Below are 25,752 nucleotides of genomic sequence, written 5' to 3'. Positions count from 1 at the left end.
ACGGGGCGTCAGCCACGCGTGATACGTACCGTGACGCCGTTGACGCCGACAGTGTCGCCGGGGTGCAGCTGCCGTCCGCGGCGCTCCTCGATCTCCCCGTTGACGTGCACCAGGCCGTTGTCGATCAGCGCCTTCGCCTCGACGCCGTCCTCCGCGAGCGACGCGAGCTTCAGCAGCTGCCCGAGCCGGATCATGTCATCACGGATGGGAAGCTCTGCGGTGGATGCGTCGTCGGTCATGCATCCATTCTGCCGGACGCCGCCCCACTAGGGTGGACGGGTGTCTGATGCGCATGCCCTTCCCCCCGCTGTCGGTTTCCCCCTCGCCCTCGCCGCAGGGCTCGCCATCCCCGTCCAGGGCAGGATCAACGGCGCACTCGGGACGGTCCTCGACGACGGCATCGCGGCCGCGCTGATCAGCTTCGGCACGGGCCTGATCGTGATGATCGCCCTGACGATCGCGGTGCCGAGCGCGCGGGCGGGCGCCCGCCAGATCATCCCCTCGGTCCGCGAACGCCGCTTCCCGCCCTACTACATCGGGGCCGGAGCCATCGGCGCGTTCTTCGTGTTCTCGCAGTCGCTGACCATCGGCATCCTCGGTGTGGCCCTGTTCACGGTGGCCGCCGTCATGGGCCAGACGCTCAGCGGCCTCCTCGTCGACAAGGCGGGCATCGGGCCGGGTGGGAAGCGCGCCGCGACGCCCATGCGGGTCATCGGCGTGATCCTCACGGTCCTGTCCGTGGTGTGGGCCGTCTCGCCGCGCTTCGGCGCCGCGGGGGAGCTCTCGAGCTGGCTGGTGCCCGTGCTGCTGCCCGTCGCGGCCGGTGTGCTCATGAGCTTCCAGCAGGCCATGAACGGCACGGCGGCACTCCACTACGGCACACCGCTCGCGGCCACCCTGATGAACTTCATCGCCGGCACGGCGGTGCTGCTCACGGCCTGGCTCATCAAGGTCGCGATCGCCGGTCCCGGCAACCCGCTGCCGTCGGAGTGGTGGTACTACCTGGGCGGCCCCATGGGCTGCATCTTCATCGCGCTCGGCGCCCTGCTCGTGCGCAGCCTCGGTGTCCTGCTCACAGGACTCTGCATGATCGGCGGGCAGCTCGTCGGGTCGCTGCTGCTGGACCTCGTGGTGCCCGCGCCCGGCACGATCGTGGTGTTCGCGACGGTCGCCGGCACGCTCCTGACCCTCGTCGCGATCATCCTCACCACGCTTCCCTGGCCCCGGCAGGCCCGCGCCCGGTAGCCGGCCCGGGTGCGGCGCGGACCCTGGCCGCTCCCGCGTCCCGGCCGCCGGGATAGCGAAACCGGTAGGCTTGCTCCGGAAGCTTTCCGCGCCCCGCACGACGGGGCGGACAGCCCTTCAGCACGCGCCCCCCACCTGCGGACCGCACCCAGCGGCCTGCACAGAACTGGAGAAGAAACACCATGGCAGCAGCCAAGTCAGCACTCGACCCCATCATCTCGCTCGCCAAGCGGCGCGGCTTCGTGTTCCAGTCGGGGGAGATCTACGGCGGGTCCCGGTCCGCCTGGGACTACGGACCGCTGGGCGCCGAGTTGAAGGAGAACATCAAGCGTCAGTGGTGGCAGACCATGGTGCGCGGCCGCGAGGACGTCGTCGGGCTCGATTCCGCCGTGATCCTGCCCCGCCAGGTCTGGGAGGCGTCAGGGCACGTGGAGGTCTTCAGCGACCCGCTGGTGGAGTGCCTCTCCTGCCACAAGCGCTACCGCGCGGACCACCTCGAGGAGGAGTACGAGGAGAAGAAGGGCCGCGCGCCGGAGAACGGGCTGAAGGACGTCACGTGTGCCAACTGCGGCACCAAGGGCCAGTGGACCGAGCCGCAGGAGTTCTCCGGGCTCCTGAAGACCTTCCTCGGCCCCGTGGCTTCGGAGGAGGGCATGCACTACCTGCGCCCCGAGACCGCGCAGGGCATCTTCGTGAACTTCAACAACGTGCTGACCACCGCGCGCAAGAAGCCGCCCTTCGGCATCGGCCAGATCGGCAAGAGCTTCCGCAACGAGATCACCCCGGGTAACTTCATCTTCCGCACCCGCGAGTTCGAGCAGATGGAGATGGAGTTCTTCGTCGAGCCCGGCACCGACGAGGAATGGCACCGGTACTGGATCGACCAGCGCTTCGCCTGGTACACCGACCTCGGCATCAACCCGGACAACCTGCGCCTCTTCGAGCACCCCCTCGAGAAGCTGAGCCACTACTCCAAGGGCACCACGGACATCGAGTACCGCTTCGGCTTCACCGGCTCCGAGTGGGGTGAGCTCGAAGGCATCGCCAACCGCACCGACTTCGACCTCTCCACCCACTCCAAGCACTCGGGCACCGACCTCGGCTACTTCAACCAGGCCACCAACGAGCGCTACACCCCCTACGTGATCGAGCCTGCGGCCGGCCTGACGCGCTCCTTCATGGCGTTCCTCGTCGACTCCTACACCGAGGACGAGGCCCCCAACGCCAAGGGCGGCGTGGACAAGCGCACCGTCCTGAAGCTCGATCCGCGCCTCGCCCCCGTCAAGGCCGCCGTGCTGCCGCTCAGCCGCAACGAGGACCTCTCCCCGAAGGCCAAGGACCTCGCGGCGCAGCTGCGCAAGGGCTGGAACATCGACTTCGACGACGCCGGCGCCATCGGCCGCCGCTACCGCCGCCAGGACGAGATCGGCACGCCGTTCTGCATCACGGTGGACTTCGACACGCTCGAGGACCAGGCCGTGACCATCCGGGAGCGCGACACCATGGCGCAGGAGCGCGTCTCCCTCGACCAGGTGCAGGGCTACCTCGCGGCCCGCCTGATCGGCGCCTGATGGCCCTCGAGTACCGCGCCTGGCAGGAGGGCGACGACCTCGAGCTCCTCCAGCTGTGGGGCGACCCGGAGTCGGCCGCGTCGGAGCAGTTCCGCGGCTCCTTCCGCACCCCGTCGGACGAGCCGTGGAACCGGTGCATCACCGTGGTGGACCAGGGCATCCCCGTGGCGGCGGGCTGCGTCTACGGGTCGGCCCTCCACCCCGACCGGCTCTGGTGCTACATCGAGGTCGCCGAGGACCACCGGCGTGCCGGCGTGGGCTCCACGCTGCTGACCATGCTCCAGCACGAGGCCGCGGCCTCACCGCAGGGCATCACGGCCCTGCGGTCCAAGGTGGCCCCGGGCACCACGGGCGCCGCATTCGCTGAGGCCACGGGTTTCGCCGCGCTGCAGCGCTCGCGGGTCGTCGTCGTCGGGCCCGGCGCCCTCGCGGCACCGGCGTTCGACGACGCCGGCGGACCGCAGCTCGAGGAGGCAGCGACCGGATCGGTGGAATTGACCCGGGCGCTGGCCGCCTTCTACGAGTCCGTGCACACCTGGGACCGGGCGGAGCTCGGCCTGGGACGCGCCCAGCAGCTGTTCCTCGCCGACACGAGCGGCGCCGGCGGGGCGATCGTGCTCCGTGACCGGCCTAAGGCCGACGGCGGGACCATCGCGGCGTTCGCGGTCAGCTACACGCAGGCCCGCACCGACGACCCCGCGGACGTCCTGCTCGGGTACGACACCGCGCTCGCCCCGCAGGAGCAGCAGGCCGCCGTCGCCACCATGATCGCGATGCTCGTGCACCAGTACCCCATCCAGGTCGAGGTGGACGACTCGATGGAGGCGCTCGTCGCCGTCGTCGAGCCCCTGCTCGCCACGGGCGCCGCGCGGCTCGGAGGGCCGGAGACGCTCGTCGTCGCGACGGCCTGAGGCGGGGCCAGGGCTGACGCCGGACGTCGGCTCGGCCCCGGCTCAGCCCCGGCTGTGCCTCCCGGACTTCCGGTCCGCCACGTCGGCGGCCTCACGCTCGGTGTCCGTCATCGCGCCGCCGCCGAGGTGGGCCGGCATCCACCAGGCGCCGGGCTCGGGTGTCACGGGAAAATCGGAGATGCACCTGTCGATGCCGTCCTGCAGCTCCTGGCGCAGCTTCTCCGTCTCCTCGGCGACGTCGAGGCCGGGCGCGTGACGGATGGGCTCGCCGATGTGCACGCGGACGGGGGACCTCCAGGCGCGCCGCAGGGAGAATCCGTGCCCGCGAGTCAGCAGCCGGTGCGCACCCCACACGGAGACCGGGATCACCGGGACCCCGGCCTCGGCGGCGAGCCGCACCGCGCCGGTCTTGAGGCCGCGCACCGTGTAGCTGCGGGACACGCCGGCCTCGGGCAGGATGGCCACGTACTCACCGGCGCGCAGCTTCGCGAGGGCGTCGTCGTACGCCTCCGCCCCCGCCATCCGGTCCGTGACCACGTGGCCGAGCCCGAAGACGAACGGACTGACGAACCAGTGGTGCGCCGCCCGCTTGGAGATCATGTAGCGCGCCTGGATGCGGGCGTGGTTCCACAGGACCAGTTCCGCGAAGGCGAAATCGAGATAGCCGAAGTGCGTGATCGCGACGACGGCCCCGTGCCCGGGCACCGCGCGGCGCGAACGGCCCGCCAGGGGGTCGGACGCGGGCAGGTTCTCCGTCCCGGTGACGATGACGGGCAGGCGCAGCGCGGCGAAGGCCGCCTTGCCCGCGTAGACCACGCTCCGGTACATGCGGTCGTTCTGCCGCGGCTTCCATCCCATGCTCAGATCCTTCTTCCGTCCTTCGGCGGGAGCGGGACGAACCCGCTCATGCTGTCCACGTACTCTTTGTACCCCGGCCGGGCCGACCTACGCGTCCCGGTCGGGGGTTTTCCGGTATCCGGCCGTCAGCCGGCGTCAGCCCGTGTCAGCCCTTGTCAGGCGGTGATGCCGAGCGGATCCGGGGCGCGGTAGAGCGCGTCGGAGTGCTGGAGCGTCCGCGCGTCGAGGGCCGCGCCCGTGTCCTCCGCGAAGCGGCGGAGCAGGAAGGAGGTGCTCATGCCGTGCCAGACGGGCAGGGTGCGGACCATGAAATGGCCCGCCCCGAGCATGCGGACGTAGTGGATGTCGCGGGCCACGCCCTGGGCGCGGCGGGCGAAGGACAGCGACGCCGTGGGGCTCGTCCACCGGTCGGTGTCGCCGTGCATTACGAGGACGCTGCGCCCGCGCACGGGCTCCACCGGGCTCGATGCCTCGAGCCACGGTGCGAGGGCCGCCACGGCGCGGACCTGCGGGTGACCGGCCGCGTAGAGCGCGGTCAGCCCGCCCATCGAATGGCCCAGGAGGTACACGGGGGCGGCCGGGTACTGCGCGGTGATCCGGTCCAGCGCCCAGCGGGCGTCCTTCAGTGCCGACTGGTCCGCCCCGTTCCACCCGCGCACCCTGTTCCGCAGGGTCCAGACCGCGAGGCCGTGCCGCCTGCCCCCGGCTGCGAGGCGGGCCGCGAACGGGCGCATGCGCAGCGGGCTGAGGTGCCGGGGCCGGACGGCCTCGAAACTCTGCACCCGCCCGCCGTGCAGGACGAGCGCGACGCCGCGCACGCCGGCATCCGGTCCGCTGACGGCGAGAACGGGGTCCCTGTCCCGAGCCGGATGTGCCTCCGCTGCCATGTGCCGTCCCTCCCCGCCCCGCCGGGGCTTCCGTCGTCCTGTTCCCACCCGCGTCTGCGTAGAATCGCACACGGTGCCCGGCGCACGCGACACGTCCGCCCCCTGTCGCCGCAGCACCCCTGAGCATTGTCCTGTCATCGTCCTGTCACCGTCCGACACCGAGGGAAGTCCGTGGGCTCCAGCCACCTGCACGCCGCTCGCACCGATGAGACTTCGGAGCCGTCGGCCTCCGCGATGGCCACCCGGAAGCGGGCCACCGTCCTGCTCTCGGCCCTCCTCGTCCCCCTCGGGGTCCTCACGCTCGTCGCGATGGTCCTGCTCTGGCCGAGCGGCGACCGCAGCTCCCTGACCGTCGCCAGCCCCTACGCGACGGCGGAGGGCGTGAGCTTCGAGCGTGGCACGGTCCGCGAGGTCGGCCGGGGCGACTGCCCGTCGTCGCAGCCCACGGTCGATGCCGGCGGCACGGCCCTCACCTGCACCATCGCCTACACCCAGCCCGCGGCCGGCGGGGAGATGATCCCCGTCGAGGTCACCCCGGAGCTCGCGAAGGCCGAGGCCGTCGAGGCGGGCGACGAGATCCGCTACCTGGACCTCGCCGCGGTCATCCAGGGCGGAGCCGCGCCCTACGTCTTCGTCGACTTCGTGCGGTCCGTGCCCATCGTGGCGCTCGCGGTCGTGTACGCGGTCGTCGTCATCGCCGTCGCACGCTGGCGGGGACTGCGGGCCATCCTCGGCCTCGTGGGTGCCCTCGTGATCCTGGCGCAGTTCATCCTGCCGGGCCTCGTGGAGGGCCGGCCACCCCTGCTCCTCGGGCTCGTGGGCTCCGTGGTGATCATGTACGGGGTGCTCTACTTCGCGCACGGTGTCTCCGCCCGGACCTCGACCGCCCTGCTCGGGACGGTTTTCGGCCTCGGCGTCACGGCGCTCCTCGCGGCATGGGCCACGGACGCCGCCCACCTCACCGGCGTGGGGGACGACAACGCCTACACCCTGGTCAACGCCTCCGACGAGCTGTCGATCTCGTCGATCATCCTGTGCGGCCTCATCATCTCCGGCCTCGGCGTCCTCAACGACGTGACCATCACGCAGGCCTCCTCGGTATGGGAGCTGCACGAGCTGGCGCCGGACACGTCGGCGCGCCGGCTCTTCGCGTCCGCCATGAGGATCGGCCGCGACCACATCGCGTCCACGGTGTACACCATCGCGTTCGCCTACGCCGGGGCGGCCCTGCCCGTGCTGATCCTCGTCTCGCTGTACGACCGCGCCCTGCTGGACTCCCTGACGAGCGGTGAACTCGCCGAGGAGGTGGTGCGGACGCTGGTGGGCTCGATCGGCCTCGTCCTGGCCATCCCGCTCACCACCCTCATCGCGGTGCTCGTGGTGAAGGCCGTCGGTCCGAGGGCCGGCGCGCCGGGCGGGGACTCGACGCCGTCGGTCCCCGCCGTCGAGAGTGCCGGGACACTGGCACCGGGCCAGCGGCTCGTGGCTCTGGGAGAGCGGCGCGGCCGGCGCCCGGCAGGGGAGGACGCGTGACGAACGCCTGGCGCAAGGCGAGCAAGGCGGGCAAGGCGGACAGGGAGCGCAGGCGCACAGCGAACAGCGCCCCCGGATTTGCGGGCCCTTGCGACAATGGAGAGGTGACCGCAGTATCGACCCTCCCCGTCCCGCCGAGCGCTCCCGCCGCCCCTGAGACCTCCGGCGCGGCCGACGCCGCCCTCCGGCTCGACCTCCCCCCGCTCACCCTGGGCGGTATCACCGTCACCACGCCGGTGATCCTCGCGCCGATGGCGGGCATCACCAACAAGGCGTTCCGCCGCCTGTGCCGCGAGTACGGCGGCGGGCTCTACGTGTCCGAGATGGTCACCTCCCGCGCGCTCGTGGAGCGCAGCCCGGAATCCATGCGCATCATCTCGCACGACGACGACGAGTCGGTGCGCTCCGTGCAGCTGTACGGTGTGGACCCGAAGACGGTGGGCGCAGCGGTGCGCCTGCTCGTCGAGGAGGACCGCGCCGACCACATCGACCTCAACTTCGGCTGCCCCGTCCCCAAGGTCACCCGGAAGGGCGGGGGAGCGGCCCTGCCGTGGAAGCTCGACCTGTTCACCGGCATCGTGCAGACCGCCGTGCGGGAGGCGTCGAAGGGCGGCGTCCCGTTGACCATCAAGATGCGCAAGGGCATCGACGAGGACCATCTCACGTTCCGTGAGGCGGGGAAGATCGCCCGGGACAGCGGCGTGGCCGCCGTCGCGCTCCACGGGCGCACCGCGTCCCAGTTCTACTCGGGCAAGGCCGACTGGGACGCCATCGCCGAGTTGCGCGACGCCCTGCCGGACATCCCGGTGCTCGGCAACGGCGACATCTGGAGTGCCGAGGACGCCGTGCGCATGGTGCGGCAGACCGGCGTCGACGGCGTCGTCATCGGCCGGGGCTGCCAGGGGCGTCCCTGGCTCTTCGGGGATCTCATGAACGCCTTCGAGGGCAGTGCGTCCCGGCACCGTCCCGGCCTCGGGCAGGTCGCGGACACCGTCTACCGGCACGCCGAGCTGCTCGTGGAGACGTTCGGCAGCGAGATGATGGGCCTCCGTGACATCCGCAAGCACATGGCCTGGTACTTCAAGGGCTACGTCGTCGGCGGGGAGCTGCGCGCGAGGCTCGCCACCGTGCCCACGCTCGAGGTGCTCCGCGGACTCCTCGACGAACTCGACCACGACTCGCCGTACCCCGGCCAGGACGCCGAGGGACCCCGCGGCCGTGCCGGCTCCCCGAAGCGCACGGCCCTGCCCGAGCACTGGCTCGACGGGCGCGTCCTGAACGAGGCCCAGCAGGCGGACATCGCCGCCGCCGAGGTGGACGTGTCCGGCGGCTGATCGTGATCCCCGACCAGCCCATGACCCGCGTGCGCGGGTGTCCCGTCCGCCGGTCCACATCGTCCGCCGCGGCCGTGCCCGCACGCACCCGTTGCGCTAGAAAGGCATCATGAGCTTCCCCGCATCGTCCGCCGCCCGCGGCTACAGCGCCTCGGACACCGAGCGGTGGGTCGAGGAGCCGCCCAAGAGCTCCCACCGCACCGACTTCGAGCGCGACCGGGCCCGCGTGCTGCACTCGTCCGCGCTGCGCCGCCTCGGCGCGAAGACGCAGGTCGTGGCGCCCGACACCGACGACTTCGTCCGCACGCGCCTCACCCACTCCCTGGAGGTGGCGCAGGTGGGCCGTGAACTGGGGCGGACCCTCGGCTGCGACCCCGACATCGTGGACACCGCCTGCCTGGCCCACGACCTCGGGCACCCGCCCTTCGGACACAACGGCGAGTCGGCGCTGAACGACATCGCGCACGGCATCGGCGGCTTCGAGGGCAACGCCCAGACCCTGCGCCTCCTGACCCGGCTCGAACCGAAGGTCCTCGCGCCCGACGGCGGCCCCGCCGGCCTCAACCTCACCCGCGCGAGCCTCGACGCCGCGTGCAAGTACCCGTGGACGGCGGCTTCGGCCCCCGTGATCAGCGGCCAGCGCACCACGAAGTTCGGGGCGTACGACGACGACCTCCCCGTCTTCGACTGGCTGCGCGACGGCGCCCCGGAGGGCCGCTCCTGCCTCGAGGCGCAGGTCATGGACCTCGCCGACGACATCTCCTACTCTGTCCACGACGTCGAGGACGCGATCGTCGCGGGGCACCTGCAGCTCCGGTGGATGGACAGCGCCGACGCCCGCGCCCGCGTGGTCGGCTACACACAGCAGTGGTACCTCCCGGGCAGCGACCCGGCCGCCGTCGACGCCGCCCTGGCCCGGCTGGAGAGGACCCCGGTGTGGGTCCGCGAGGCGGACGGCACGCGGCGGTCCATGGCGGCGCTGAAGAACATGACGAGCCAGCTGATCGGCCGGTTCTGCCTCAGCGCCATGCAGTCCACGCGCTCCATCTACGGGCCGGACTCCCTGACCCGCTACAACGCGGAGATGGTGGTGCCCGAGGAGACCATCCTCGAGATCGCCGTCATGAAGGGCCTCGCCACCACCTACGTGATGACCACGGACCACCGCCAGCCCCTCTACGAGCGCCAGCGGGAGATCCTCGCCTCGCTCGTCGCCCAGGTGCACGCCGACGGCGACCGCTACCTCGAACCGATGTTCGCCGCCGACTGGCGCGAGGCGCCCGACGACGACGCCCGGCTGCGCGTCGTGATCGACCAGGTGGCGTCCCTGACCGACGCGTCCGCGCTCGGCCTCCACGAGCGCATCGTCGGGCCTGTCCCCGCTCTCTGGTAGGATCCGGCCCGCCTCCCGTGGCGTCCGGCCGCCGACAGTGGAGGGAGGCATTGCGCACACGCGCTCCCGCGCCGGTCGGGGTGTCGGTGGGGCGGGCCTAAACTGGGATCATGGCCGGACTCATCAAGCGTGAAGACATCGATGAGGTACGCCAGCGCACGGACATCAAAGAGGTCGTCGAGGCCTACGTGACCCTGAAGTCCGCGGGCATCGGCTCGTGGAAGGGGCTGTGCCCGTTCCACGACGAGCGGTCGCCGTCGTTCCACGTGCGTCCCCAGATGGGCTCCTACCACTGCTTCGGCTGCGGCGAGGGCGGGGACGTCATCTCCTTCGTGCAGAAGCTGGACCACACCACCTTCAGCGAGACCGTCGAGAAGCTCGCGGCGCGCATCGGCTTCGAACTGCACTACGAGGACGGCGGCACCGGTCCGCGGCGCGAGGACGTGGGGAAGCGGCAGCGCCTGCTCGACGCGCACAAGATCGCGGCCGAGTTCTTCCGCGACCAACTCCTCACGCAGGGCGCCGGCACCGCGCGGCAGTTCCTGCAGGAGCGCGGCTTCGACAGGGCGGCCGCCGAGCAGTTCGGCGTCGGCTACGCGCCGCAGGGCTGGGACACGCTGCTGACCCACCTCACGGGCCGCGGGTTCACGCTGGACGAGCTGAAGCTGACGGGCATGTTCAGTGCGTCCTCGAGCAACGCCGGCCGTTTCTACGACCGCTTCCGCGGGCGCCTCATCTGGCCCATCCGGGACATCACCGGGGACACCGTCGGCTTCGGCGCGCGCAAGCTCTACGAGGACGACCAGGGCCCGAAGTACCTCAACACCCCCGAGACCTCTCTCTACAAGAAGTCCCAGGTGCTCTACGGCATCGACCTCGCCAAGCGGGAGATCGCGAAGAACCGGCAGCTCGTCGTCGTCGAGGGGTACACGGACGTCATGGCGTGCCACCTGGCCGGAGTCGGCACCGCCGTCGCGACCTGCGGCACGGCGTTCGGGACGGACCACATCAAGATCGCTCGCAGGCTCCTGTCCGACGACGGCACCGGCGGCGAGGTCGTCTTCACCTTCGACGGTGACGCCGCGGGCCAGAAGGCCGCCCTGCGCGCCTTCGAGGAGGACCAGCGCTTCACCGCCCAGACGTACGTCGCCGTCGAGGCTTCCGGCGCGGACCCCTGCGAACTGCGGCAGACGCGGGGCGACGACGCCGTGCGGGAGCTCATCGCCGACCGCCGGCCGCTCTTCGAGTTCGCCATCAAGGCGTCGTTCGGGAACTTCGACCTCTCCTCCGGGGAGGGGCAGGTCAAGGCGCTCCGGCATGCGGCGCCGATCGTGGCGCAGATCCGCGACGTCTCCCTGCGGTCCACCTACACGCGGGAGCTCTCGCGGTGGCTCGGCATGCAGTACGTGGGGGAGGACCAGGTGGCTCGCGCCGTGGCCGCGGCGGCCCGACGGGGCCCCGGGAGTGCTGCGGCGGCCGGCGGCCGCCAGCAGGGCCGACCGAACCAGCCGGGCCAGGCGGGCCAGGCGGGCCAGGCGGGCCAGGCGGGCCAACCGAATCAGCCGGGCCAGCAGGGCCAGCAGGGCGGCGCCGGGGGGCCGGGGGAGTCCGACGGTCCCGCCGGGCCGTTCTTCGAGCGCCCGGACCCCCGTGACCCCATGGCCCGCATGGAGCGCGAGGCCCTCGAGGTGGTGCTGCAGCAGCCGACGACCCTCACCGCGGCGCAGTGGGAGAGCTTCTCCACGTCCCGCTTCACCGTCCCCGTGTACGAGGCGCTGCACAATGCCGTCCTCGCGGCGGGCGCGGCGGGTACCGAGCTCTCGCGCTGGGTGGAGTCGGTCCGCGAGGGCGTCCCGGACGTCCTCCGTCCGCTCGTGAGCGAACTGGCGGTGCGTCCACTCCCGGCGAAGGACGCCGACGCGATGGTGGTGTACTGCCGCGACATCCTGAACCGGCTCACCGAACTCCGCATCACGCAGCAGAAGGCCGAGAAGCTGGGCCAGCTCCAGCGCATGGATCCCACGGCTGATCCCGTGCTCTACAACCAGCTGCAGCGCGACCTCATGGAGCTCGAGATGCAGCGGCGCCTGCTCCGCGAGGACTAGCCCGGCGCCGATTTCACTTCGCTCGGGAACCTATGTAGAGTAATACTCGCGCTTTCCTCCGTAGCTCAATTGGCAGAGCATTCGACTGTTAATCGAAGGGTTACTGGTTCAAGTCCAGTCGGAGGAGCCAATGTGAGCCCCTGACCTGCGGAAACGCGGGCAGGGGCTCACTCATTTCCTGCTCGGGAGACTCCGCCCAGCCGGTCCGGACCTGGTGGCCGGCCCGTGACCAGGCAGCCGCGGCACCCTACTCGCGGCGCAGCTGGGCGAGCATGTCCGGGGCCGTGATCAGCACGCGCGGCGGCATCGTGCCGGCGTGGGTGACCAGGGCGACCAGGGGTTGTCCGCGGTCCAGCAGCTCGGCAACCGGTCGGGCGTGCTGCGCGGTGACGTGACCGAACGTCCGGGCCGGGCTGCCCGCGGTCAGTGCGACGGCGTGAGGATCGTGCTCGTCGTCCGGTTCCCGGCGGAGCCCCACCGGCTGCCCGGCGCGGAGCGTGGCGGGCCCGGCGGGGTTCTCGTCGTCGCCCGTACCGACGGCGCGGAAAGCGAAGATCCCGATATGACGGAGTGTGTGCGTGTCGCTGTCGATGAGCCGGCCGTCCGGCGCGGCGAGTTCGAGCCCGCCGCCGGAGCCGACCAGGCGCAGCGGTGGCCGGCCGTCCCCGCCGGGAACGAGCACGGCCTCGGCTTCCGCGGCCGGCAGGTAGCGGGCCGAGTCCTCCCCGACCGGCTGCCCGACCGCGGCGACGGCGGGATCCTGTTCCCGCCGGCGCTCGAAGTCCTCGGCGGACAGGCGCATGGACGCCGGCACCGCCTCATTGGCCTGCCGTAGCGCGTCGGCCTTCGCCTCACGGTATGACGCTCTGACCCTGTCCCAGATCCCCATCCCGCGACTATAACCGGCAACGCCCCGACGGTTCCCGCGTGGGAGAACGGGGACGGGGGCCGGCGGGTCCTCGCGGTGGTTGCGCGGCCGGCCGCACCGGGGGCCATCGCGGCGGAGGGCAACCGGCAGGCCGTGTCAGGGGCCGGGCGTAGGCTGTGCGCATGCAGACGGACAGCACCGGCACCACGGACGGACTCATCCTGGTCACCGGATCCACTGGATACATCGGCGGCCGGCTCGTCACGAAACTCGTCGCCGAGGGTCGCCGGGTCCGCGTGGTCGTCCGGTCGCCGCAGAAACTGAAGGACGTCCCCTGGGCCGCGTCCGTCGACATCGTGCAGGGGGACCTGCAGGACGGCGACACCATGCGCGAGGCCAGCCAGGGCGTGGACACCCTGTACTATCTCGTGCACTCCATGGGCTCGGGCAGGAACTTCGACGCCCGCGAGGCCGAGATCGCGTCGACGGTCTCCCGGGCCGCCACCGAGGCAGGTGTCCGCCGCATCGTCTACCTCGGCGGGCTGCACCCCGACGGCGTGGAGCTCTCCACCCACATGCGCTCCCGCACGGAGGTGGGCAGGATCCTCCTCGATTCCGGCACGCCGACCATCGCCTTCCAGGCCGGGGTCGTCATCGGGTCCGGCTCCGCATCCTTCGAGATGATCCGGCACCTCTCCGACGTCTTGCCCGTGATGCCCGCACCCAAGTGGGTCCTGAACCACATCGAGCCCATCGCCGTCCGCGACGTCATCCACTACCTCGTCGCCGCCCTCGACCTCCCGGAGGGCCTGAACCGGACCTTCGACATCGGGTCGCGCGAGGTGCTCACCTACGCCGAGATGATGAACCAGTACGCCGAGGCCGCCGGACTCCCGCGCCGCCGGATCCTCGCCCTGCCGGTCCTCACACCGCGCCTCGCGGGCCACTGGGTGAATCTAGTCACGCCCATCCCGCGGGCCATGGCCATGCCGCTCATCGAGTCGCTGCAGCACGACGCCGTGCCGTCCGAACACGACATCGACCAGTACATCGCGATGCCGGACGGCGGGCTGACCGGGTACCGGCGGGCCGTGGACCTCGCGCTCGGAAAGATGCGCGGGGGAGAGGTGGAGACCAGCTGGGCCGGAGCGTCGCAGCTCGCCTCCGAGGCCGACCCGCTGCCCTCGGACCCCCAGTGGGCGGGCCACACCGTCTTCACGGACGTCCAGACCTACAGCTCGACGGCGTCGCCCGAGAAGCTGTGGACCGTCGTCGAGGGTATCGGCGGGGAGAACGGCTGGTATTCCTGGCCCGTCGGGTGGGCTGCGCGCGGGTGGATGGACAAGCTTGCGGGCGGCGTGGGGCTGCGCCGCGGACGGCGGGACGCGAAGGAACTCCTGACGGGGGAGGCCCTCGACTTCTGGCGGGTGGAGGAACTCGTCCGCGGGGAGCGCCTGCGGCTCCGCGCAGAGATGAAGGTGCCGGGCCGTGCATGGCTGGAGTTCCGCGTGGAGCCGGACGGCTCGGGGAGCTCCTACTACCAGCGGGCGGTCTTCTTCCCGCACGGCCTGTCCGGGAGGCTCTACTGGCTCGCAGTGCTGCCGTTCCACGGGTTCATCTTCTCGGCGATGGCACGCAACATCGCGAGGGCGGCGGAGGCGCTGCCCGCCGGGTCGGAGCCCGCCGCCGCCTGAGCGGACCCGCTCGCGTCCGCCTGGGCGGAACCGCTCGGCCCGCTCGGCGGTTCCGCCGCTCCGCCGGTGCCCGCGCTACTACTGCAGGGCGGGCACGGTCCGCGGCCGGACCACCGTCCACAGGAACACCACGCCCAGGGCGATGCACGCGGCCATGACGAGCGCCATGGGGGTGGCGGACTCGATCCCGTCGCCCAGCAGGCCCACGAGCGGGGAGATGATGCCCGCGGTCCCGAACGTCACCGCGCCGAGCAGCGATGCGGCGGTCCCCGCCTGCGCCCCGTTGTTGATGAGCGCCAGTACCTGCACGCACGGGAAGATGAAGCCCGTGGCCATGATGTAGAACCACAGGGGGATCGCCGTCCCCCAGAAACCGAGGCCCAGCTGGTCGAAGGCCAGGATGAGCATGGCCATGACGAGCTGGACGACGGTCGCCGTCGCGATCACCCACTGCGGCCCTATCCGGCGGAGCACCCGGGAGCTGATCTGCACACCGGCCACGATGCCGAGGGAGTTGATCGCGAAGAGCAGCCCGTACTGCTGCTCGTTCAGCCCGTACGGGCCCTGGAAGAGGAACGGCGACGCCGACAGGTAGGAGAACAGCCCGGAGAAGTTCATGCCACCCACCAGCAGGATGCCGATGAAGATCCTGTCGCCCAGCACCGCGCGGTACCGCTGGCCGACGGTCAGCCCGGAGCGGCGGCGGTTCTCCTTCGGCAGGGTCTCGATGATGAACAGGCTCACGGCGACGATCACCAGCACGCCGTAGCAGGCGAGGAACCAGAAGATGCCCGGCCAGGGGAAGAGCAGCAGCAGCTGTGAACCGATCACCGGGGCGAAGATGGGCGCCATGCCGTTGACGAGCGCCATGTAGGAGAGCATGCGCACGAGGGTGTACCCACCGAAGAGGTCACGGACCATGGCCATCGCCACCACGCCCCCTCCCGCCGCGCCGATGCCCTGGAGGACGCGGAACACCATGAGCGCGTTGATGTCGTCGGAGGAGGCCGCACCGATCGAGGCGCCCACGTGCAGGGTGGTCGCCAGGATGAGGGGCAGGCGGCGGCCGATCTTGTCGCTCAGCGGGCCGACGAGCAGCTGCCCGGCCGCGAAACCGATGATGGTACCCGTCAGCGTCAGCTGCACGGCGGCCTCGGAGACGCCGAGATCCGACTGCAGCGCGGGGAACGCCGGGAGGTACAGATCGATCGTGAACGGGCCGAGGGCCGTGAGGGTGCCGAGGATGAAGACGTAGATGATCTTCTCGCGACGGGAGAGGGTGTCGCCGGGATGGGTGAGGGTACTCAAGATGCGGCCTAACAGAGCGGGCTGGAACGGGGACGGAGCGGCATCGACCGCGGCGGCCCGGCGACGACGGCGGAGCGGCTTCCACGGGGCAACCGGGCGTCACGGAGGACAATATGGTTGCTGGGGCGAATCAATGGTGCTTTCATCCTATGGCCTCCGTCAACGCTTGGCACCCACGGTAAACCCCGACCGGCCGCGGATCGGAGCTGCTAAGCGTGCTTCGGACTGACGTAGGGTGATGGGATACGGAACGAGCAGGGAGAACGGAATATGAGCGGGAACGGCACCGAGCCAGAAGCAGAGCAGTCACCGAAGCACATGGCGCGGGTCATCGGGATCACGGTCGCAGCCGCCGTCGGAGGCCTCCTGTTCGGGTTCGACACCGCCGTCATCAATGGAGCGGTCGATTCCATCCAGGGCGAGTTCGACCTCAGCCCGAGCATCCTCGGCTTCACCGTCGCCATCACCCTGCTGGGCTGTGCGGCGGGCGCCTGGTTCGCCGGCGGGCTGGCCGACCGGTGGGGCCGCAAGAAGGTCATGGTCGCGGCCGCGTTCCTGTTCGCCATCAACTCCGCGGGGTCGGGCTACGCCTTCTCCGAATGGGACCTCATGGCCTGGCGGCTCGTCGGCGGCCTCGCCATCGGCATCGCCTCCGTGATCGTCCCCGGCTACATCGCGGAGATCGCGCCGTCCAAGTGGCGAGGCGGCCTCGCGTCCGTGCAGCAGCTGGCCATCACGGTCGGCATCTTCGCCGCACTCCTCTCCGATGCCTCTCTCGCCAGCGCTGCCGGGGGCGCCGATGGCGAGCTCTGGTGGGGCCTGGCCGCGTGGCGCTGGATGCTCCTGGTCGGCGTGGTCCCCGCCGTCGTCTACGGGATCCTCGCGCTCGTCATCCCGGAGTCCCCGCAGTTCCTCATCCGGGCGGGCCGCGACGCCGAGGCCGCGCGCGTCCTCTCACGCGTCTCGGGGGTGCGGGACACCGAGGGCAAGATCGGACAGATCCGGGAGAGCTTCGAGCGCGAGGACCGCGCGAGCTACCGCGACCTGCGCGGACCCGCGTTCGGACTGCAGCCCATCCTGTGGGTCGGCATGGCGATCGCCGCACTGCAGCAGCTGGTCGGTATCAACGCGATCTTCTACTACTCCACGACCCTGTGGAAGTCCGTGGGCTTCAGCGAGAGCGATTCCTTCACGACGTCGGTGATCACCTCGATCATCAACGTCGCAATGACCTTCGTCGCCATCTTCTTCGTCGACCGCGTGGGACGCCGTCGGCTGCTCCTCATCGGGTCGGTCGGCATGACCGTCGGCCTGCTCGCCGCGACGCTCGCCTTCCTGCAGGCGCAGGGCACGGGGGAGGAGATCACGCTCCCGGGCGCGTGGGGTCCCATCGCGCTCGTCGGCGCGAACCTCTTCGTCATCTTCTTCGCCGCCACCTGGGGTCCCGTCATGTGGGTGACCCTCGGCGAGATGTTCCCCAACCGCATCCGGTCGATCGCCCTCGGCGTGGCCACGATGGTGAACTGGGTGTTCAACTTCATTGTCACTCTGACGTTCCCGTGGGTCAGTGAGAACTTCGGCCTCTGGGTCATGTACGCGGCGTTCACCGTCTTCGCCGTCCTGTCCTTCGTCTTCGTCCGCACCCGACTCCCCGAGTTCGCGGGCAAGGACCTCGAGGACAACGCGGAGCTCTCCACCGCGTGAGGGAAGGCGCCTGCGCACTACCTCATCCGGACCGTCCACGGCCCCCGGAGGCGCTGCGTCCACTGCGCGGAAACCGGGTGCGCGCCCGGTGGTAATTTTGGTTCAGCCAATGTCCAGCAACACACTCACGAATGGAGGCAGGGCCTATGAACAGCTCGGCTAGTACACGCGGCAAGCGGTCCACGGGCTCGCTGTCGCTGTTGGGACTCGTCAGGCTCCTGGCGCGCCTGACGCCGCGCCAGATCAGCGACGAATTCTCGATCGCCGTCGAGCAGATGAAACAGAAGGGGATCAAGGCCGGCATCGCTGCGGCCTTCCTGGTCGTCGCGCTGGTCTTCGTGCTGTTCTTCGCCGTGGCCCTCATCGTCGCAGCCATCATGGGGCTCGCCGAGCTCATGCCGGCCTGGCTTGCGGCACTGCTGGTCGCCCTGCTCTTCCTCGTGATCGCCGGCGTCCTCGCACTGATCGGTGTCTCCCGCCTCAAGAAGCAGCTCCCCCTGGTCCCCGAGGACGCCATCCGCGGCATCCGCTACGACCTCGGCGTGCTGAAGGAGGGCCGCAGCTTCGACCCGGCCACGCTCGACGTCAAGAAGCCGAAACCGGACAAGGACCGCAAGGACGACGACGCGAAGGACACCAGGCCCAAGGAGCCCACGCCGTCGTACGAGGAGCTGCGGAACCGCTCCGGAGAGCGCCGCACGCACATCGCGGAGGCCCGCGATTCACTCGGGGCCCGCGCGGACGTCAAGTCGCGGCTGGGCAAGGCCCGGCACCGCTCCGCGCAGGGCGGCTCGCAGCCGGCCGGCTCGAAGGACGGCGCCAGGGTCGCCGCGGTCGCCGTCCGACGCGACGTCCCCCTCAACACGACCCTCGCCGACCGGTGGAAGCCGCTGAGCGTCCTCGCCGCGTCCGTCGCCGCGATGCTCGTGATGCTGCGCAGGCTGCTCAGCAAGTAGGACCCGAGGTCCGTCGGCAGCCCAGGCGGCCGCTCGCCCGTCACCCATCCCCGCACGCCGCTGCGGATGGCACGGGGGAGCGGACGCCTGCCTGCATAATGGGGTGGGGAGGCACGGGTGATGAGATCGATCGGCGCGGGAGCACGGACCGGCAGCGAGGGCACTGAACTCGCGACGGCATGGACCCTCCCGAACCTCATCACGATCGTCCGGTTCCTCGGCGTCCCCCTGTTCGTCTGGTTCGTCATGCAGCAGCGGTACGGGGCCGCGGTCCTCGTGCTCGTGGTCGTCGGCTCCACCGACTGGGTGGACGGCTTCGTCGCCCGCAGACTCCACCAGGTGTCGACCGTGGGGAAGTGGCTCGACCCGCTCGCCGACCGGACGGCGATGATCGTGGTGGCCGTCGTCTTCGTCATCGACGGCATCGCGCCGGCCTGGTTCGTATGGACCATCGTGGTCCCGGACATCATCCTCATCGTCAACGCGCTCGTCCTCTTCCGCGGACCACTGCACCTGCCCGTCATCACGGTCGGCAAGATCCGCACCGCGCTGTTGCTCGTCGGGGCGCCGCTGCTCCTGCTGCACCGGGTGGAGGGCTTCGGCCAGGACTGGATCCTCGTCGTCGCCCAGGGGCTGCTCGCGGCCGGGTGCGTCCTGCACCTCGTCGCGTTCTGCGCCTACTTCAGGGCGGCACACCTCAGGTACAGGCTGGAGCGGGCCGAGCAGCAGTCGTGCCGGTCCTAGCGATCGCGCTGGCGCTGCTCGGCGCCGTCTTCCTCGCGTTCGGAGCGCAGCGCCAGGGCAGCGCCGTGCGCGCGAACACCGGCGGGCTGGCCCTCTCCTCGTCCGGTTTCACACGCCTCCTCGCCAACCCCCGGTGGCTGGTCGGACTCGTCCTGCTCGGCACCGGGATGGCACTGAACGTGGTGGCCCTGTCGCTCGCGAGCCTGACGGTGGTGCAGCCCATCGGTGCGATCGCCCTGGTGATCACCACGATCGTGAACTCGCGGGACCAGGGCATCCGGATCAACCGTCCCACCGTCGCGGCCATCACGGCGTGCGTCGCGGGCAGCGCGCTCTTCGTGCTCCTCGCGGTGAACGTGACCCGGGAGAACCACGCCGTCGACCGCGCCCAGGAACTCTCCGTGGTGCTCCTCCTCGGTGTCGCCGTCGTGGTGTTCGGATCCCTGGCCGTGGTCGGACGGCACCGCCTCAACGCCTTCGCGTACATCCTCGGAGCCGGCGTCCTCTTCGGTTTCGTTGCCGTCCTCACGAAGATCGTCGCAGGCCACCTGCTGGACCCGAACGGCCGGTTCCTGCTGAACGTCCCGGTGCTGACCCTGGTGGCCCTGGTCGCGGCCGCCGGCCTCGGGTCCTGGTTCGTGCAGAGCGCCTACGCCACGGGTCCGCCGGATCTCGTCATCGCGGGTCTGACTGTCATCGACCCCATCGTCGGCATCGCGGTGGGCATCACCATCCTCGACGAACTCCAGCCCGATGTCCGGACCGTGACGGCGCTGGGCATGGGGGCTGCGGCGCTCGTTGCTATTGTGGGTGTCGTTGCCCTGTCGCGCCATCACCCCGATGTCCTGAAGCGGCAGCGCTGACCCACCTGCTCCAGTTCCGTCCAGCACACCGACGTAGGGATCCTCGCGTGAGCCACCCGGCTGATTCCAAGCCCCTGACCATCCTGATCGCCGCGGACACCTATCCGCCCAACGTGAACGGAGCGGCCCAGTTCGGGTACCGGCTGGCGAAGGGCATGAACGGGCGCGGCCACGACGTCCACGTCCTCGCGCCCCGCGCCTCCAACGGCAGGAGCTTCACGGAGCCCGGCGGCGACTGGACGGTACACCGCCTCCGCTCGCACAGCGTGCCGACCCACGACTACTGGCGCATCTGCTACCCGTGGGAGATCCGGCGCGACATCAGCCTGCTGTTCGACCGCGTGCAGCCCGACGTCGTGCACATCCAGTGCCACTACATGGTGGGGGAGTACACGCTCTACGAGGCGGTGCGGCGGGGTATCCGCGTGGTGGCCACCAACCACTTCATGCCCGAGAACATCAACCCCTTCCTGCCGTTCCCCGCATGGTTCAAGAAGGTCATCGCCCGGAACTCCTGGAAGGACATGGGCAAGGTGATGGGCAAGGCCGCCGCCGTCACCACCCCCACGCCGCTCGCGGCCAAGGCCATGCGCGACCACGCCTTCCTGGCCGAGGTGCTGCCCGTGTCCAACGGGATCGATTCCGCCGCGTACGAGGTGCGGCCCGGTGAGGTCGTCGAGCCCCACGAGCACCCCACGGTCCTGTTCGTCGGTCGCCTGGCCGAGGAGAAGCACGTGGACGTGCTCATCGACGCCGTCGCCAGGACGCCCGAGCACCTGCGCGTCCACCTCGAGATCGTCGGAGGCGGCGAGGTGAAGCCGGCCCTGCAGGCGCAGGCCGCGCGCCTGGGCATCGCGGACCGTGTGGCCTTCCGCGGACTGATCGACGACGACGAACTGCGCAGGAGCTACATCCGCGCCTCCCTGTTCTGCCAGCCCGGCACCGCCGAGCTCCAGTCGCTCGTCACCCTCGAGGCGATGTCCGCCTCGACGCCGGTGCTGCTGGCCGATGCCATGGCGCTGCCGCACCTGGTGTCCGACGGCGAGAACGGCTACCTGTTCACGCCGGGCGACGCCGAGGAACTCGGTTCCCGGATCACGCAGATCCTCGAGCTGCCGCGCGAGGACCAGCAGAGGATGGGCGCCGCCAGCCGGGCCATGGTGGGGCGGCACGACATCACCACGACCCTCGAGATCTTCGAGGGCCTGTACTACGGGACGCTGTCCCCGAGCGACGTCGCCGCCGGCCTCACGACCGTCCCGGCCGGCGGAACCGCCGGGTAGGTCCGCATACAATGGGACCTGCGCCGGCCGGGTACATCCCGGAGCCGGTGCACCCGGGGCGCATGCCCCTGGGGGGCTGTAGCTCAGCTGGTTAGAGCAGCGGACTCATAATCCGTTTGTCCTGGGTTCAAGCCCCAGCAGCCCTACTGCCTGCCACCGGACCGCGTCACCTCCTCGAGGTGGCGCGGTCCTGCTGTTGGGCGGGCGCTCTTCGCCGGCCCCCTACTGGCGCCCTAAGTTACTGACGGGTAACATGGTGTCCGGAGCGCTGGAAGCGTCCGCCTCATGGCCCGCCCGTTCGAGTGAGATTCCGGTCGCCGACGACCGGAGCGAAGGAATTCCGATGAGCAAGACGTCGATCGATGTGAACAACCTGCCCTACGCCGACGGTGACTTCTACGCCTTCGAGGAGCTCCTGTCCGACAAGGAGCGCTCCCGGCTCGAGGAGATCCGCTCCTGGCTCACCCGCGAGGTCCGCCCGAACGCCGTCGACTGGTGGAACAAGGGCGTCTTCCCCCAGGACCTGATTCCGAAGATCGCCGAGCTCGACCCCATGAGCCCGGTCCACCGCCAGGGCTACTCGAACCTCTTCGCCGGCATCATGCACGCCGAGTTCACCCGCGCGGACACCTCGATCGCCACGTTCATGGGCGTGCACGACGGCCTCTTCACGGGCTCGATCGAGGCACTCGCGTCGAAGGAGCAGCAGGAGGAGTGGCTGCCGGACATCTATGCGATGAAGAAGATCGGGGCGTTCGGCCTCACCGAGCCGCTCGGCGGATCCGACGTGGCCGGCGGCACGCGGACCACCGCGCGACGCGACGGGAATTCGTGGGTCCTCAACGGCGCGAAGCGCTGGATCGGCAACGCCACCTTCTCCGACTGGGTGGTCGTCTACGCGAGGGACCTCGAGGACAATCAGGTCAAGGGGTTCCTCGTGGACACCGCCACCCCCGGCTTCTCGTCGACGAAGATCGAGAACAAGATCGCCCTGCGCACCGTGGAGAACGCGGACATCGTCCTCGACGACGTGGTCGTGTCCGACGACTTCCACCTCAAGGGTGCGAACAGCTTCCGCGACACCAACAAGGTCCTGAAGGTCACCCGCCTCGCCGTCGGATGGCAGGCCGTGGGTCAGCAGCTCGCGGCGTTCGACGTCGCCCGCCGCTACGCCGTGGAGCGCGAGCAGTTCGGCCGGCCGATCGCCAGCTTCCAGCTCGTCCAGCAGCAGCTCGTCCAGATCCTCGGCAACGCGATGAGCTCCATGGGCCTGATGGTGCGCCTGTCTCAGCTCGAGGACGCGGGCAAGGCCAAGGACGAGCAGTCCGCCCTCGCCAAGGCCTTCACCACGGCACGCATGCGCGAGAGCGTCGCCGCAGGACGCAACATCCTCGGCGGCAACGGGATCGTCGCCGACTACGAGATGGCGAAGATCTTCTCCGACGCCGAGGCCGTGTACTCCTACGAGGGCACGCAGGAGATCAACACGCTCGTGGCCGGCAGGTCGATCACGGGAATCGCCGCCTTCGTCTAGGGCCGGGCTCCAGCCTCAGTCCCGGAGTGGCAGCAGGACCGAGGGGCGCCGGTCCGTCACGAACGACAGCGGGTCCACGTACTCGCCGTCAACGCGCACACCCCAGTGGAGGCAGCCCCGGCAGTGGCCACGCGGGGGGCCGGGGCCGACGCCGTCGAGCGTCGCCACCGCCTGCCCGCCGCTGACGCGCTGACCCCTCACCAGGTCGGTCGTGACCGGTTCGAAGCTGCTGACCCGCCCACCTCCGTGGTCGATCGACAGCACGCCCCGGTCCACCACCGTGCCGGCGAAGGACACGACACCGTCCGCGGGGCTCAGGACGGCGGCGGGCGCTGCGCCGGCCAGGTCCACGCCGCGGTGGCCGCGCTGCCACGGCCGTGGAGGCGCCTCGAAGGGGCGGAGGACCGTCGGGGCGGGCGCCAGCGGCCACGACCACTCGGGGACGAACCCCGGGGTCCGGGCGGCAGGGTCCCGGCCCTGCGATCCGCCGGTTCCCGCGACGAGCACGACGACGGCCAGGACGACGGCGGGCAGGACCCCCCGCAGTGCACCGCGACGGGCCCCGGAACCGCCTCCCGGGCACCTCGGACGACCGGGGGAGTGCGGCACCGGCGGGGCGGACGTATGCATGGGGCAATCCTGCCGTTCCCGCGCGCGGCGGAGCGCGCGAGCGGGGCTATGTGGACAAGGGCCCGACGGACCGTGCACCGCCCCTGTAGTACACTTGACCGAGCAGTCTGCTGCTCCCTCCACGCGGTGCCCCTGGCGCCGACGCGGGCCGGGAACTGCAGGCTGACTACGCGTGCCCGCGATCCGGCGTTCCCGAAGAACGCCGGAATGCCCTCCCCGCGGTCCGGTGACAACCGGTACGGGAGGGGATGTCACGATGACGAGATGTCACGATGACGACCAGGCACCAGGACGTACCGGCCACCCCGGCCGGTACCGAGACAACCGTCAACAAGCTTCAGGCGGCGCGCTGCGCCCGAGCCGAAGCTGAAAGAAAGGCAGAACATGCCAGTCGTAACCATGCGCCAGCTGCTCGACAGCGGCGTCCACTTCGGTCACCAGACCCGCCGTTGGAACCCGAAGATGAAGCGCTTCATCTTCACCGAGCGCAACGGCATCTACATCATCGATCTCCAGCAGTCGCTGGGCTACATCGACCGCGCGCACGAGTTCGTCAAGGCCACCGTCGCCCACGGCGGGACCGTCCTCTTCGTCGGTACGAAGAAGCAGGCCCAGGAAGCGATCGCCGACCAGGCGACCCGCGTCGGCCAGCCCTACGTCAACCAGCGCTGGCTCGGTGGCATGCTCACCAACTTCCAGACGGTCTCCAAGCGCATCCAGCGCATGAAGGAACTCGAGGAGATCGACTTCGACGACGTCGCCGGCTCGGGCCACACCAAGAAGGAGCTCCTGCTCCTCAAGCGTGAGCTCACCAAGCTGCAGAGCAACCTCGGCGGTATCCGCAACCTGACCAAGGCGCCCTCGGTCGTCTGGGTCGTCGATACCAAGAAGGAACACCTCGCCATCGACGAGGCGAAGAAGCTGGGCATCCCCGTCGTCGCGATCCTCGACACCAACTGCGATCCCGACGAGGTCGACTTCCCGATCCCGGGCAACGATGACGCCATCCGCGCCGTCAACCTCCTCACCCGCGTCATCGCGGACGCCGTGGCCGAGGGCCTCGTCGCCCGCCACAACCGCTCCGGCAACAACGACGCGGCAGCAGCCGAGGAGCCCATGGCCGAGTGGGAGCGCGAGCTGCTCCAGGGCAACGCCGACGACGCGACCGCTCCCGAGGCGGCCGCGGCACCCGAGGCCGAGACCGCCGCCCCCGAGGCGGCAGCCCCCGCCGTCGACGAAGCCCCTGCAGGCCTGCAGGCGCCGATCGCCGAGGAAGTCCCCGAAGCAGTGGCTCCCGTCACCGAAGCCGCAGCAGACGACACCAAGTAGTTCCCGGTGCGTAAGGGGTGTGGGTGAAACCACGCCCCTTACGCATGTTCCGCGGATGTTCATCGCGGACGTCCGTACCGCGGGCCCCGGCCCACGGATGCTTGTCGTAGATCCACATCAACTTAGGAGTTCGTATGGCAAATTTCACTGCCGCTGACATCAAGGCCCTGCGCGAGCGCACGGGCGCCGGCATGATGGACGTCAAGAAGGCCCTCGACGAAGCCAACGGCGACGCCGACAAGGCCCTCGAACTGATCCGCATCAAGGGCCTCAAGGGCGCGACGAAGCGCGAAGGCCGTTCGACGGCCGAAGGCCTCGTGGCCGCACGCGTCGACGGCACCGTCGGCGTCATGGTCGAGGTCAACTGCGAGACCGACTTCGTCGCGAAGGCCGGCCCCTTCATCGACTTCTCCAACAAGGTGCTCGCCGCGGCCATCGAGTCCGGTGCCTCGGACGTCGAGAGCCTCCTGGCGTTCGAGCTCGAGGGCAAGCCCGTCTCCGAGCACGTCATCGAAGCCGGTGCGCTGCTCGGCGAGAAGGTCGACGTCCGTCGCATCGCCCGCGTCGAGGGCCAGATCGTCGACGCCTACCTGCACAAGACGTCCAAGGACCTCCCCGCCCAGGTCGGCGTGCTCTTCGCCGTCGAGGGCTCCGGCGACACCGCCGTCGAGGCCGCACACGACGTCGCCGTGCACATCGCCGCGTACTCGCCCACCTACCTGACCCGCGAGGACGTCCCCGCGGAGCTCGTCGAGTCGGAGCGCCGCATCGCCGACGAGACCGCGCGCGCCGAGGGCAAGCCCGAGCAGGCCCTGGCGAAGATCGTCGAGGGACGCCTGACCGGCTTCTTCAAGGAGGGTGTCCTGCTCGATCAGGCCTTCGCCAAGGACGCCAAGAAGTCCGTCGCCACGGTCCTCACCGATGCAGGCGCCAAGGCCACGGCCTTCGCCCGCTTCCGCGTCGGAGCCTAGGCGCCGGACCTGTTCCGTAGCACGAATGTGA

General features: G+C 70.4%; 22 protein-coding genes and 2 tRNA genes. 18 read left to right on the top strand and 6 right to left on the bottom strand.

Annotated elements, in window-relative coordinates:
* Positions 1-8: 8 nt before the first annotated feature.
* On the bottom strand, positions 9-239 hold the full coding sequence (locus tag AC4D2C_RS17340) for an RNA-binding S4 domain-containing protein (protein WP_490916054.1): 231 nt from the start codon (positions 237-239) through the stop codon (positions 9-11).
* Positions 240-279: 40 nt separating this feature from the next.
* Here AC4D2C_RS17340 and AC4D2C_RS17335 point away from each other — a divergent pair, with 40 nt between their 5' ends.
* From AC4D2C_RS17335 to AC4D2C_RS17325, 3 genes are all read left to right on the top strand, one after another.
* Positions 280-1,245, top strand: a complete 966-nt coding sequence (locus AC4D2C_RS17335) for a DMT family transporter (protein ID WP_490916053.1) — start codon at positions 280-282, stop codon at positions 1,243-1,245.
* Between the two features lie 182 nt (positions 1,246-1,427).
* The gene (locus AC4D2C_RS17330; protein ID WP_490916052.1) at positions 1,428-2,816 is read left to right on the top strand and encodes a glycine--tRNA ligase; all 1,389 of its coding nucleotides are present in this window, start codon (positions 1,428-1,430) and stop codon (positions 2,814-2,816) included.
* A complete protein-coding gene (locus AC4D2C_RS17325; protein ID WP_490916051.1) occupies positions 2,816-3,727 on the top strand; it encodes a GNAT family N-acetyltransferase in 912 nt (303 codons plus the stop codon). Before AC4D2C_RS17330 ends, AC4D2C_RS17325 begins: the two co-directional genes overlap by 1 nt.
* A 42-nt stretch (positions 3,728-3,769) precedes the next feature.
* On the opposite strand, the gene AC4D2C_RS17320 is transcribed toward AC4D2C_RS17325, so the two are convergent.
* On the bottom strand, positions 3,770-4,585 hold the full coding sequence (locus tag AC4D2C_RS17320; protein ID WP_490916050.1) for a lysophospholipid acyltransferase family protein: 816 nt from the start codon (positions 4,583-4,585) through the stop codon (positions 3,770-3,772).
* Positions 4,586-4,740: 155 nt separating this feature from the next.
* A complete protein-coding gene (locus AC4D2C_RS17315; protein ID WP_490916049.1) occupies positions 4,741-5,472 on the bottom strand; it encodes an alpha/beta hydrolase in 732 nt (243 codons plus the stop codon).
* A 171-nt stretch (positions 5,473-5,643) separates the two neighbouring features.
* On the opposite strand from AC4D2C_RS17315, the gene AC4D2C_RS17310 reads away from it, so the two are divergent.
* The 5 genes from AC4D2C_RS17310 (at position 5,644) to AC4D2C_RS17290 (ending at position 11,967) form a co-directional block, all read left to right on the top strand.
* The gene (locus AC4D2C_RS17310; protein ID WP_490916048.1) at positions 5,644-7,005 is read left to right on the top strand and encodes a YibE/F family protein; all 1,362 of its coding nucleotides are present in this window, start codon (positions 5,644-5,646) and stop codon (positions 7,003-7,005) included.
* Between the two features lie 209 nt (positions 7,006-7,214).
* The gene (dusB, locus tag AC4D2C_RS17305) at positions 7,215-8,339 is read left to right on the top strand and encodes a tRNA dihydrouridine synthase DusB (RefSeq protein ID WP_490916097.1); all 1,125 of its coding nucleotides are present in this window, start codon (positions 7,215-7,217) and stop codon (positions 8,337-8,339) included.
* 109 nt (positions 8,340-8,448) lie between these two features.
* The gene (locus AC4D2C_RS17300; protein WP_490916047.1) at positions 8,449-9,732 is read left to right on the top strand and encodes a deoxyguanosinetriphosphate triphosphohydrolase; all 1,284 of its coding nucleotides are present in this window, start codon (positions 8,449-8,451) and stop codon (positions 9,730-9,732) included.
* Positions 9,733-9,842: 110 nt separating this feature from the next.
* Entirely contained in the window at positions 9,843-11,837 is a 1,995-nt protein-coding gene (dnaG, locus tag AC4D2C_RS17295; protein WP_490916046.1) for a DNA primase, read from the top strand.
* Between the two features lie 54 nt (positions 11,838-11,891).
* Positions 11,892-11,967 (top strand) — tRNA-Asn (locus tag AC4D2C_RS17290).
* A gap of 117 nt (positions 11,968-12,084) precedes the next feature.
* Here the strand turns inward: AC4D2C_RS17290 and AC4D2C_RS17285 are convergent.
* A complete protein-coding gene (locus tag AC4D2C_RS17285) occupies positions 12,085-12,726 on the bottom strand; it encodes an HIRAN domain-containing protein (protein ID WP_490916045.1) in 642 nt (213 codons plus the stop codon).
* A 161-nt stretch (positions 12,727-12,887) separates the two neighbouring features.
* Between AC4D2C_RS17285 and AC4D2C_RS17280 the strand changes: the two genes are divergently transcribed.
* Positions 12,888-14,399 carry an SDR family oxidoreductase gene (locus tag AC4D2C_RS17280; RefSeq protein ID WP_490916044.1) on the top strand — a complete coding sequence of 504 codons (1,512 nt, stop codon included), beginning with the start codon at positions 12,888-12,890 and terminating at the stop codon, positions 14,397-14,399.
* A 78-nt stretch (positions 14,400-14,477) separates the two neighbouring features.
* Here the strand turns inward: AC4D2C_RS17280 and AC4D2C_RS17275 are convergent, their stop codons facing one another.
* A complete protein-coding gene (locus AC4D2C_RS17275; protein ID WP_490916043.1) occupies positions 14,478-15,707 on the bottom strand; it encodes a multidrug effflux MFS transporter in 1,230 nt (409 codons plus the stop codon).
* Positions 15,708-15,977: 270 nt separating this feature from the next.
* On the opposite strand from AC4D2C_RS17275, the gene AC4D2C_RS17270 reads away from it, so the two are divergent.
* The 7 genes from AC4D2C_RS17270 to AC4D2C_RS17240 all read left to right on the top strand — a co-directional run bounded on the left by AC4D2C_RS17270 (position 15,978) and on the right by AC4D2C_RS17240 (position 22,791).
* Complete coding sequence (locus tag AC4D2C_RS17270; RefSeq protein WP_490916042.1) at positions 15,978-17,411, top strand: sugar porter family MFS transporter; 1,434 nt, start codon at positions 15,978-15,980, stop codon at positions 17,409-17,411.
* A gap of 146 nt (positions 17,412-17,557) precedes the next feature.
* Positions 17,558-18,367, top strand: coding sequence for a phage holin family protein (locus AC4D2C_RS17265; protein ID WP_490916041.1), 810 nt, complete (start codon positions 17,558-17,560; stop codon positions 18,365-18,367).
* Positions 18,368-18,487: 120 nt separating this feature from the next.
* The gene (locus AC4D2C_RS17260) at positions 18,488-19,111 is read left to right on the top strand and encodes a CDP-alcohol phosphatidyltransferase family protein (RefSeq protein ID WP_490916040.1); all 624 of its coding nucleotides are present in this window, start codon (positions 18,488-18,490) and stop codon (positions 19,109-19,111) included.
* Positions 19,099-19,974: a DMT family transporter gene (locus tag AC4D2C_RS17255; RefSeq protein WP_490916039.1), complete on the top strand. Its 876-nt coding sequence runs from the start codon at positions 19,099-19,101 to the stop codon at positions 19,972-19,974. Before AC4D2C_RS17260 ends, AC4D2C_RS17255 begins: the two co-directional genes overlap by 13 nt.
* Before the next feature lie 47 nt (positions 19,975-20,021).
* Positions 20,022-21,257, top strand: coding sequence for a glycosyltransferase (locus AC4D2C_RS17250; RefSeq protein ID WP_490916038.1), 1,236 nt, complete (start codon positions 20,022-20,024; stop codon positions 21,255-21,257).
* Between the two features lie 72 nt (positions 21,258-21,329).
* Positions 21,330-21,403, top strand: a tRNA-Ile gene (locus tag AC4D2C_RS17245).
* Positions 21,404-21,600: 197 nt separating this feature from the next.
* Entirely contained in the window at positions 21,601-22,791 is a 1,191-nt protein-coding gene (locus AC4D2C_RS17240) for an acyl-CoA dehydrogenase family protein (RefSeq protein ID WP_490916037.1), read from the top strand.
* 15 nt (positions 22,792-22,806) lie between these two features.
* On the opposite strand, the gene AC4D2C_RS17235 is transcribed toward AC4D2C_RS17240, so the two are convergent.
* Entirely contained in the window at positions 22,807-23,421 is a 615-nt protein-coding gene (locus AC4D2C_RS17235) for a murein hydrolase activator EnvC family protein (RefSeq protein WP_490916036.1), read from the bottom strand.
* Positions 23,422-23,805: 384 nt separating this feature from the next.
* On the opposite strand from AC4D2C_RS17235, the gene rpsB reads away from it, so the two are divergent.
* Complete coding sequence (rpsB, locus tag AC4D2C_RS17230; protein ID WP_490908268.1) at positions 23,806-24,750, top strand: 30S ribosomal protein S2; 945 nt, start codon at positions 23,806-23,808, stop codon at positions 24,748-24,750.
* A gap of 134 nt (positions 24,751-24,884) precedes the next feature.
* Positions 24,885-25,721 carry a translation elongation factor Ts gene (tsf, locus tag AC4D2C_RS17225; protein ID WP_104050824.1) on the top strand — a complete coding sequence of 279 codons (837 nt, stop codon included), beginning with the start codon at positions 24,885-24,887 and terminating at the stop codon, positions 25,719-25,721.
* Positions 25,722-25,752: the final 31 nt, after the last annotated feature.

The sequence above is a fragment of the Arthrobacter sp. TJ-240 genome (assembly GCF_058269195.1).
Note: the sequence above shows the minus strand (reverse complement) of the source record. Positions and strands in the feature narration are given on the sequence as shown.

What these genes read in the sequence shown, in the direction of transcription:
- AC4D2C_RS17340 (WP_490916054.1), bottom strand. Translation starts at nt 239, where the DNA reads ATGACCGACGACGCATCCACCGCAGAGCTTCCCATCCGTGATGACATG.
- AC4D2C_RS17330 (WP_490916052.1), top strand. Translation starts at nt 1,428, where the DNA reads ATGGCAGCAGCCAAGTCAGCACTCGACCCCATCATCTCGCTCGCCAAG.
- AC4D2C_RS17325 (WP_490916051.1), top strand. Translation starts at nt 2,816, where the DNA reads ATGGCCCTCGAGTACCGCGCCTGGCAGGAGGGCGACGACCTCGAGCTC.
- AC4D2C_RS17320 (WP_490916050.1), bottom strand. Translation starts at nt 4,585, where the DNA reads ATGGGATGGAAGCCGCGGCAGAACGACCGCATGTACCGGAGCGTGGTC.
- AC4D2C_RS17315 (WP_490916049.1), bottom strand. Translation starts at nt 5,472, where the DNA reads ATGGCAGCGGAGGCACATCCGGCTCGGGACAGGGACCCCGTTCTCGCC.
- AC4D2C_RS17300 (WP_490916047.1), top strand. Translation starts at nt 8,449, where the DNA reads ATGAGCTTCCCCGCATCGTCCGCCGCCCGCGGCTACAGCGCCTCGGAC.
- dnaG (WP_490916046.1), top strand. Translation starts at nt 9,843, where the DNA reads ATGGCCGGACTCATCAAGCGTGAAGACATCGATGAGGTACGCCAGCGC.
- AC4D2C_RS17285 (WP_490916045.1), bottom strand. Translation starts at nt 12,726, where the DNA reads ATGGGGATCTGGGACAGGGTCAGAGCGTCATACCGTGAGGCGAAGGCC.
- AC4D2C_RS17280 (WP_490916044.1), top strand. Translation starts at nt 12,888, where the DNA reads ATGCAGACGGACAGCACCGGCACCACGGACGGACTCATCCTGGTCACC.
- AC4D2C_RS17270 (WP_490916042.1), top strand. Translation starts at nt 15,978, where the DNA reads ATGAGCGGGAACGGCACCGAGCCAGAAGCAGAGCAGTCACCGAAGCAC.
- AC4D2C_RS17265 (WP_490916041.1), top strand. Translation starts at nt 17,558, where the DNA reads ATGAACAGCTCGGCTAGTACACGCGGCAAGCGGTCCACGGGCTCGCTG.
- AC4D2C_RS17260 (WP_490916040.1), top strand. Translation starts at nt 18,488, where the DNA reads ATGAGATCGATCGGCGCGGGAGCACGGACCGGCAGCGAGGGCACTGAA.
- AC4D2C_RS17240 (WP_490916037.1), top strand. Translation starts at nt 21,601, where the DNA reads ATGAGCAAGACGTCGATCGATGTGAACAACCTGCCCTACGCCGACGGT.
- AC4D2C_RS17235 (WP_490916036.1), bottom strand. Translation starts at nt 23,421, where the DNA reads ATGCATACGTCCGCCCCGCCGGTGCCGCACTCCCCCGGTCGTCCGAGG.
- rpsB (WP_490908268.1), top strand. Translation starts at nt 23,806, where the DNA reads ATGCCAGTCGTAACCATGCGCCAGCTGCTCGACAGCGGCGTCCACTTC.
- tsf (WP_104050824.1), top strand. Translation starts at nt 24,885, where the DNA reads ATGGCAAATTTCACTGCCGCTGACATCAAGGCCCTGCGCGAGCGCACG.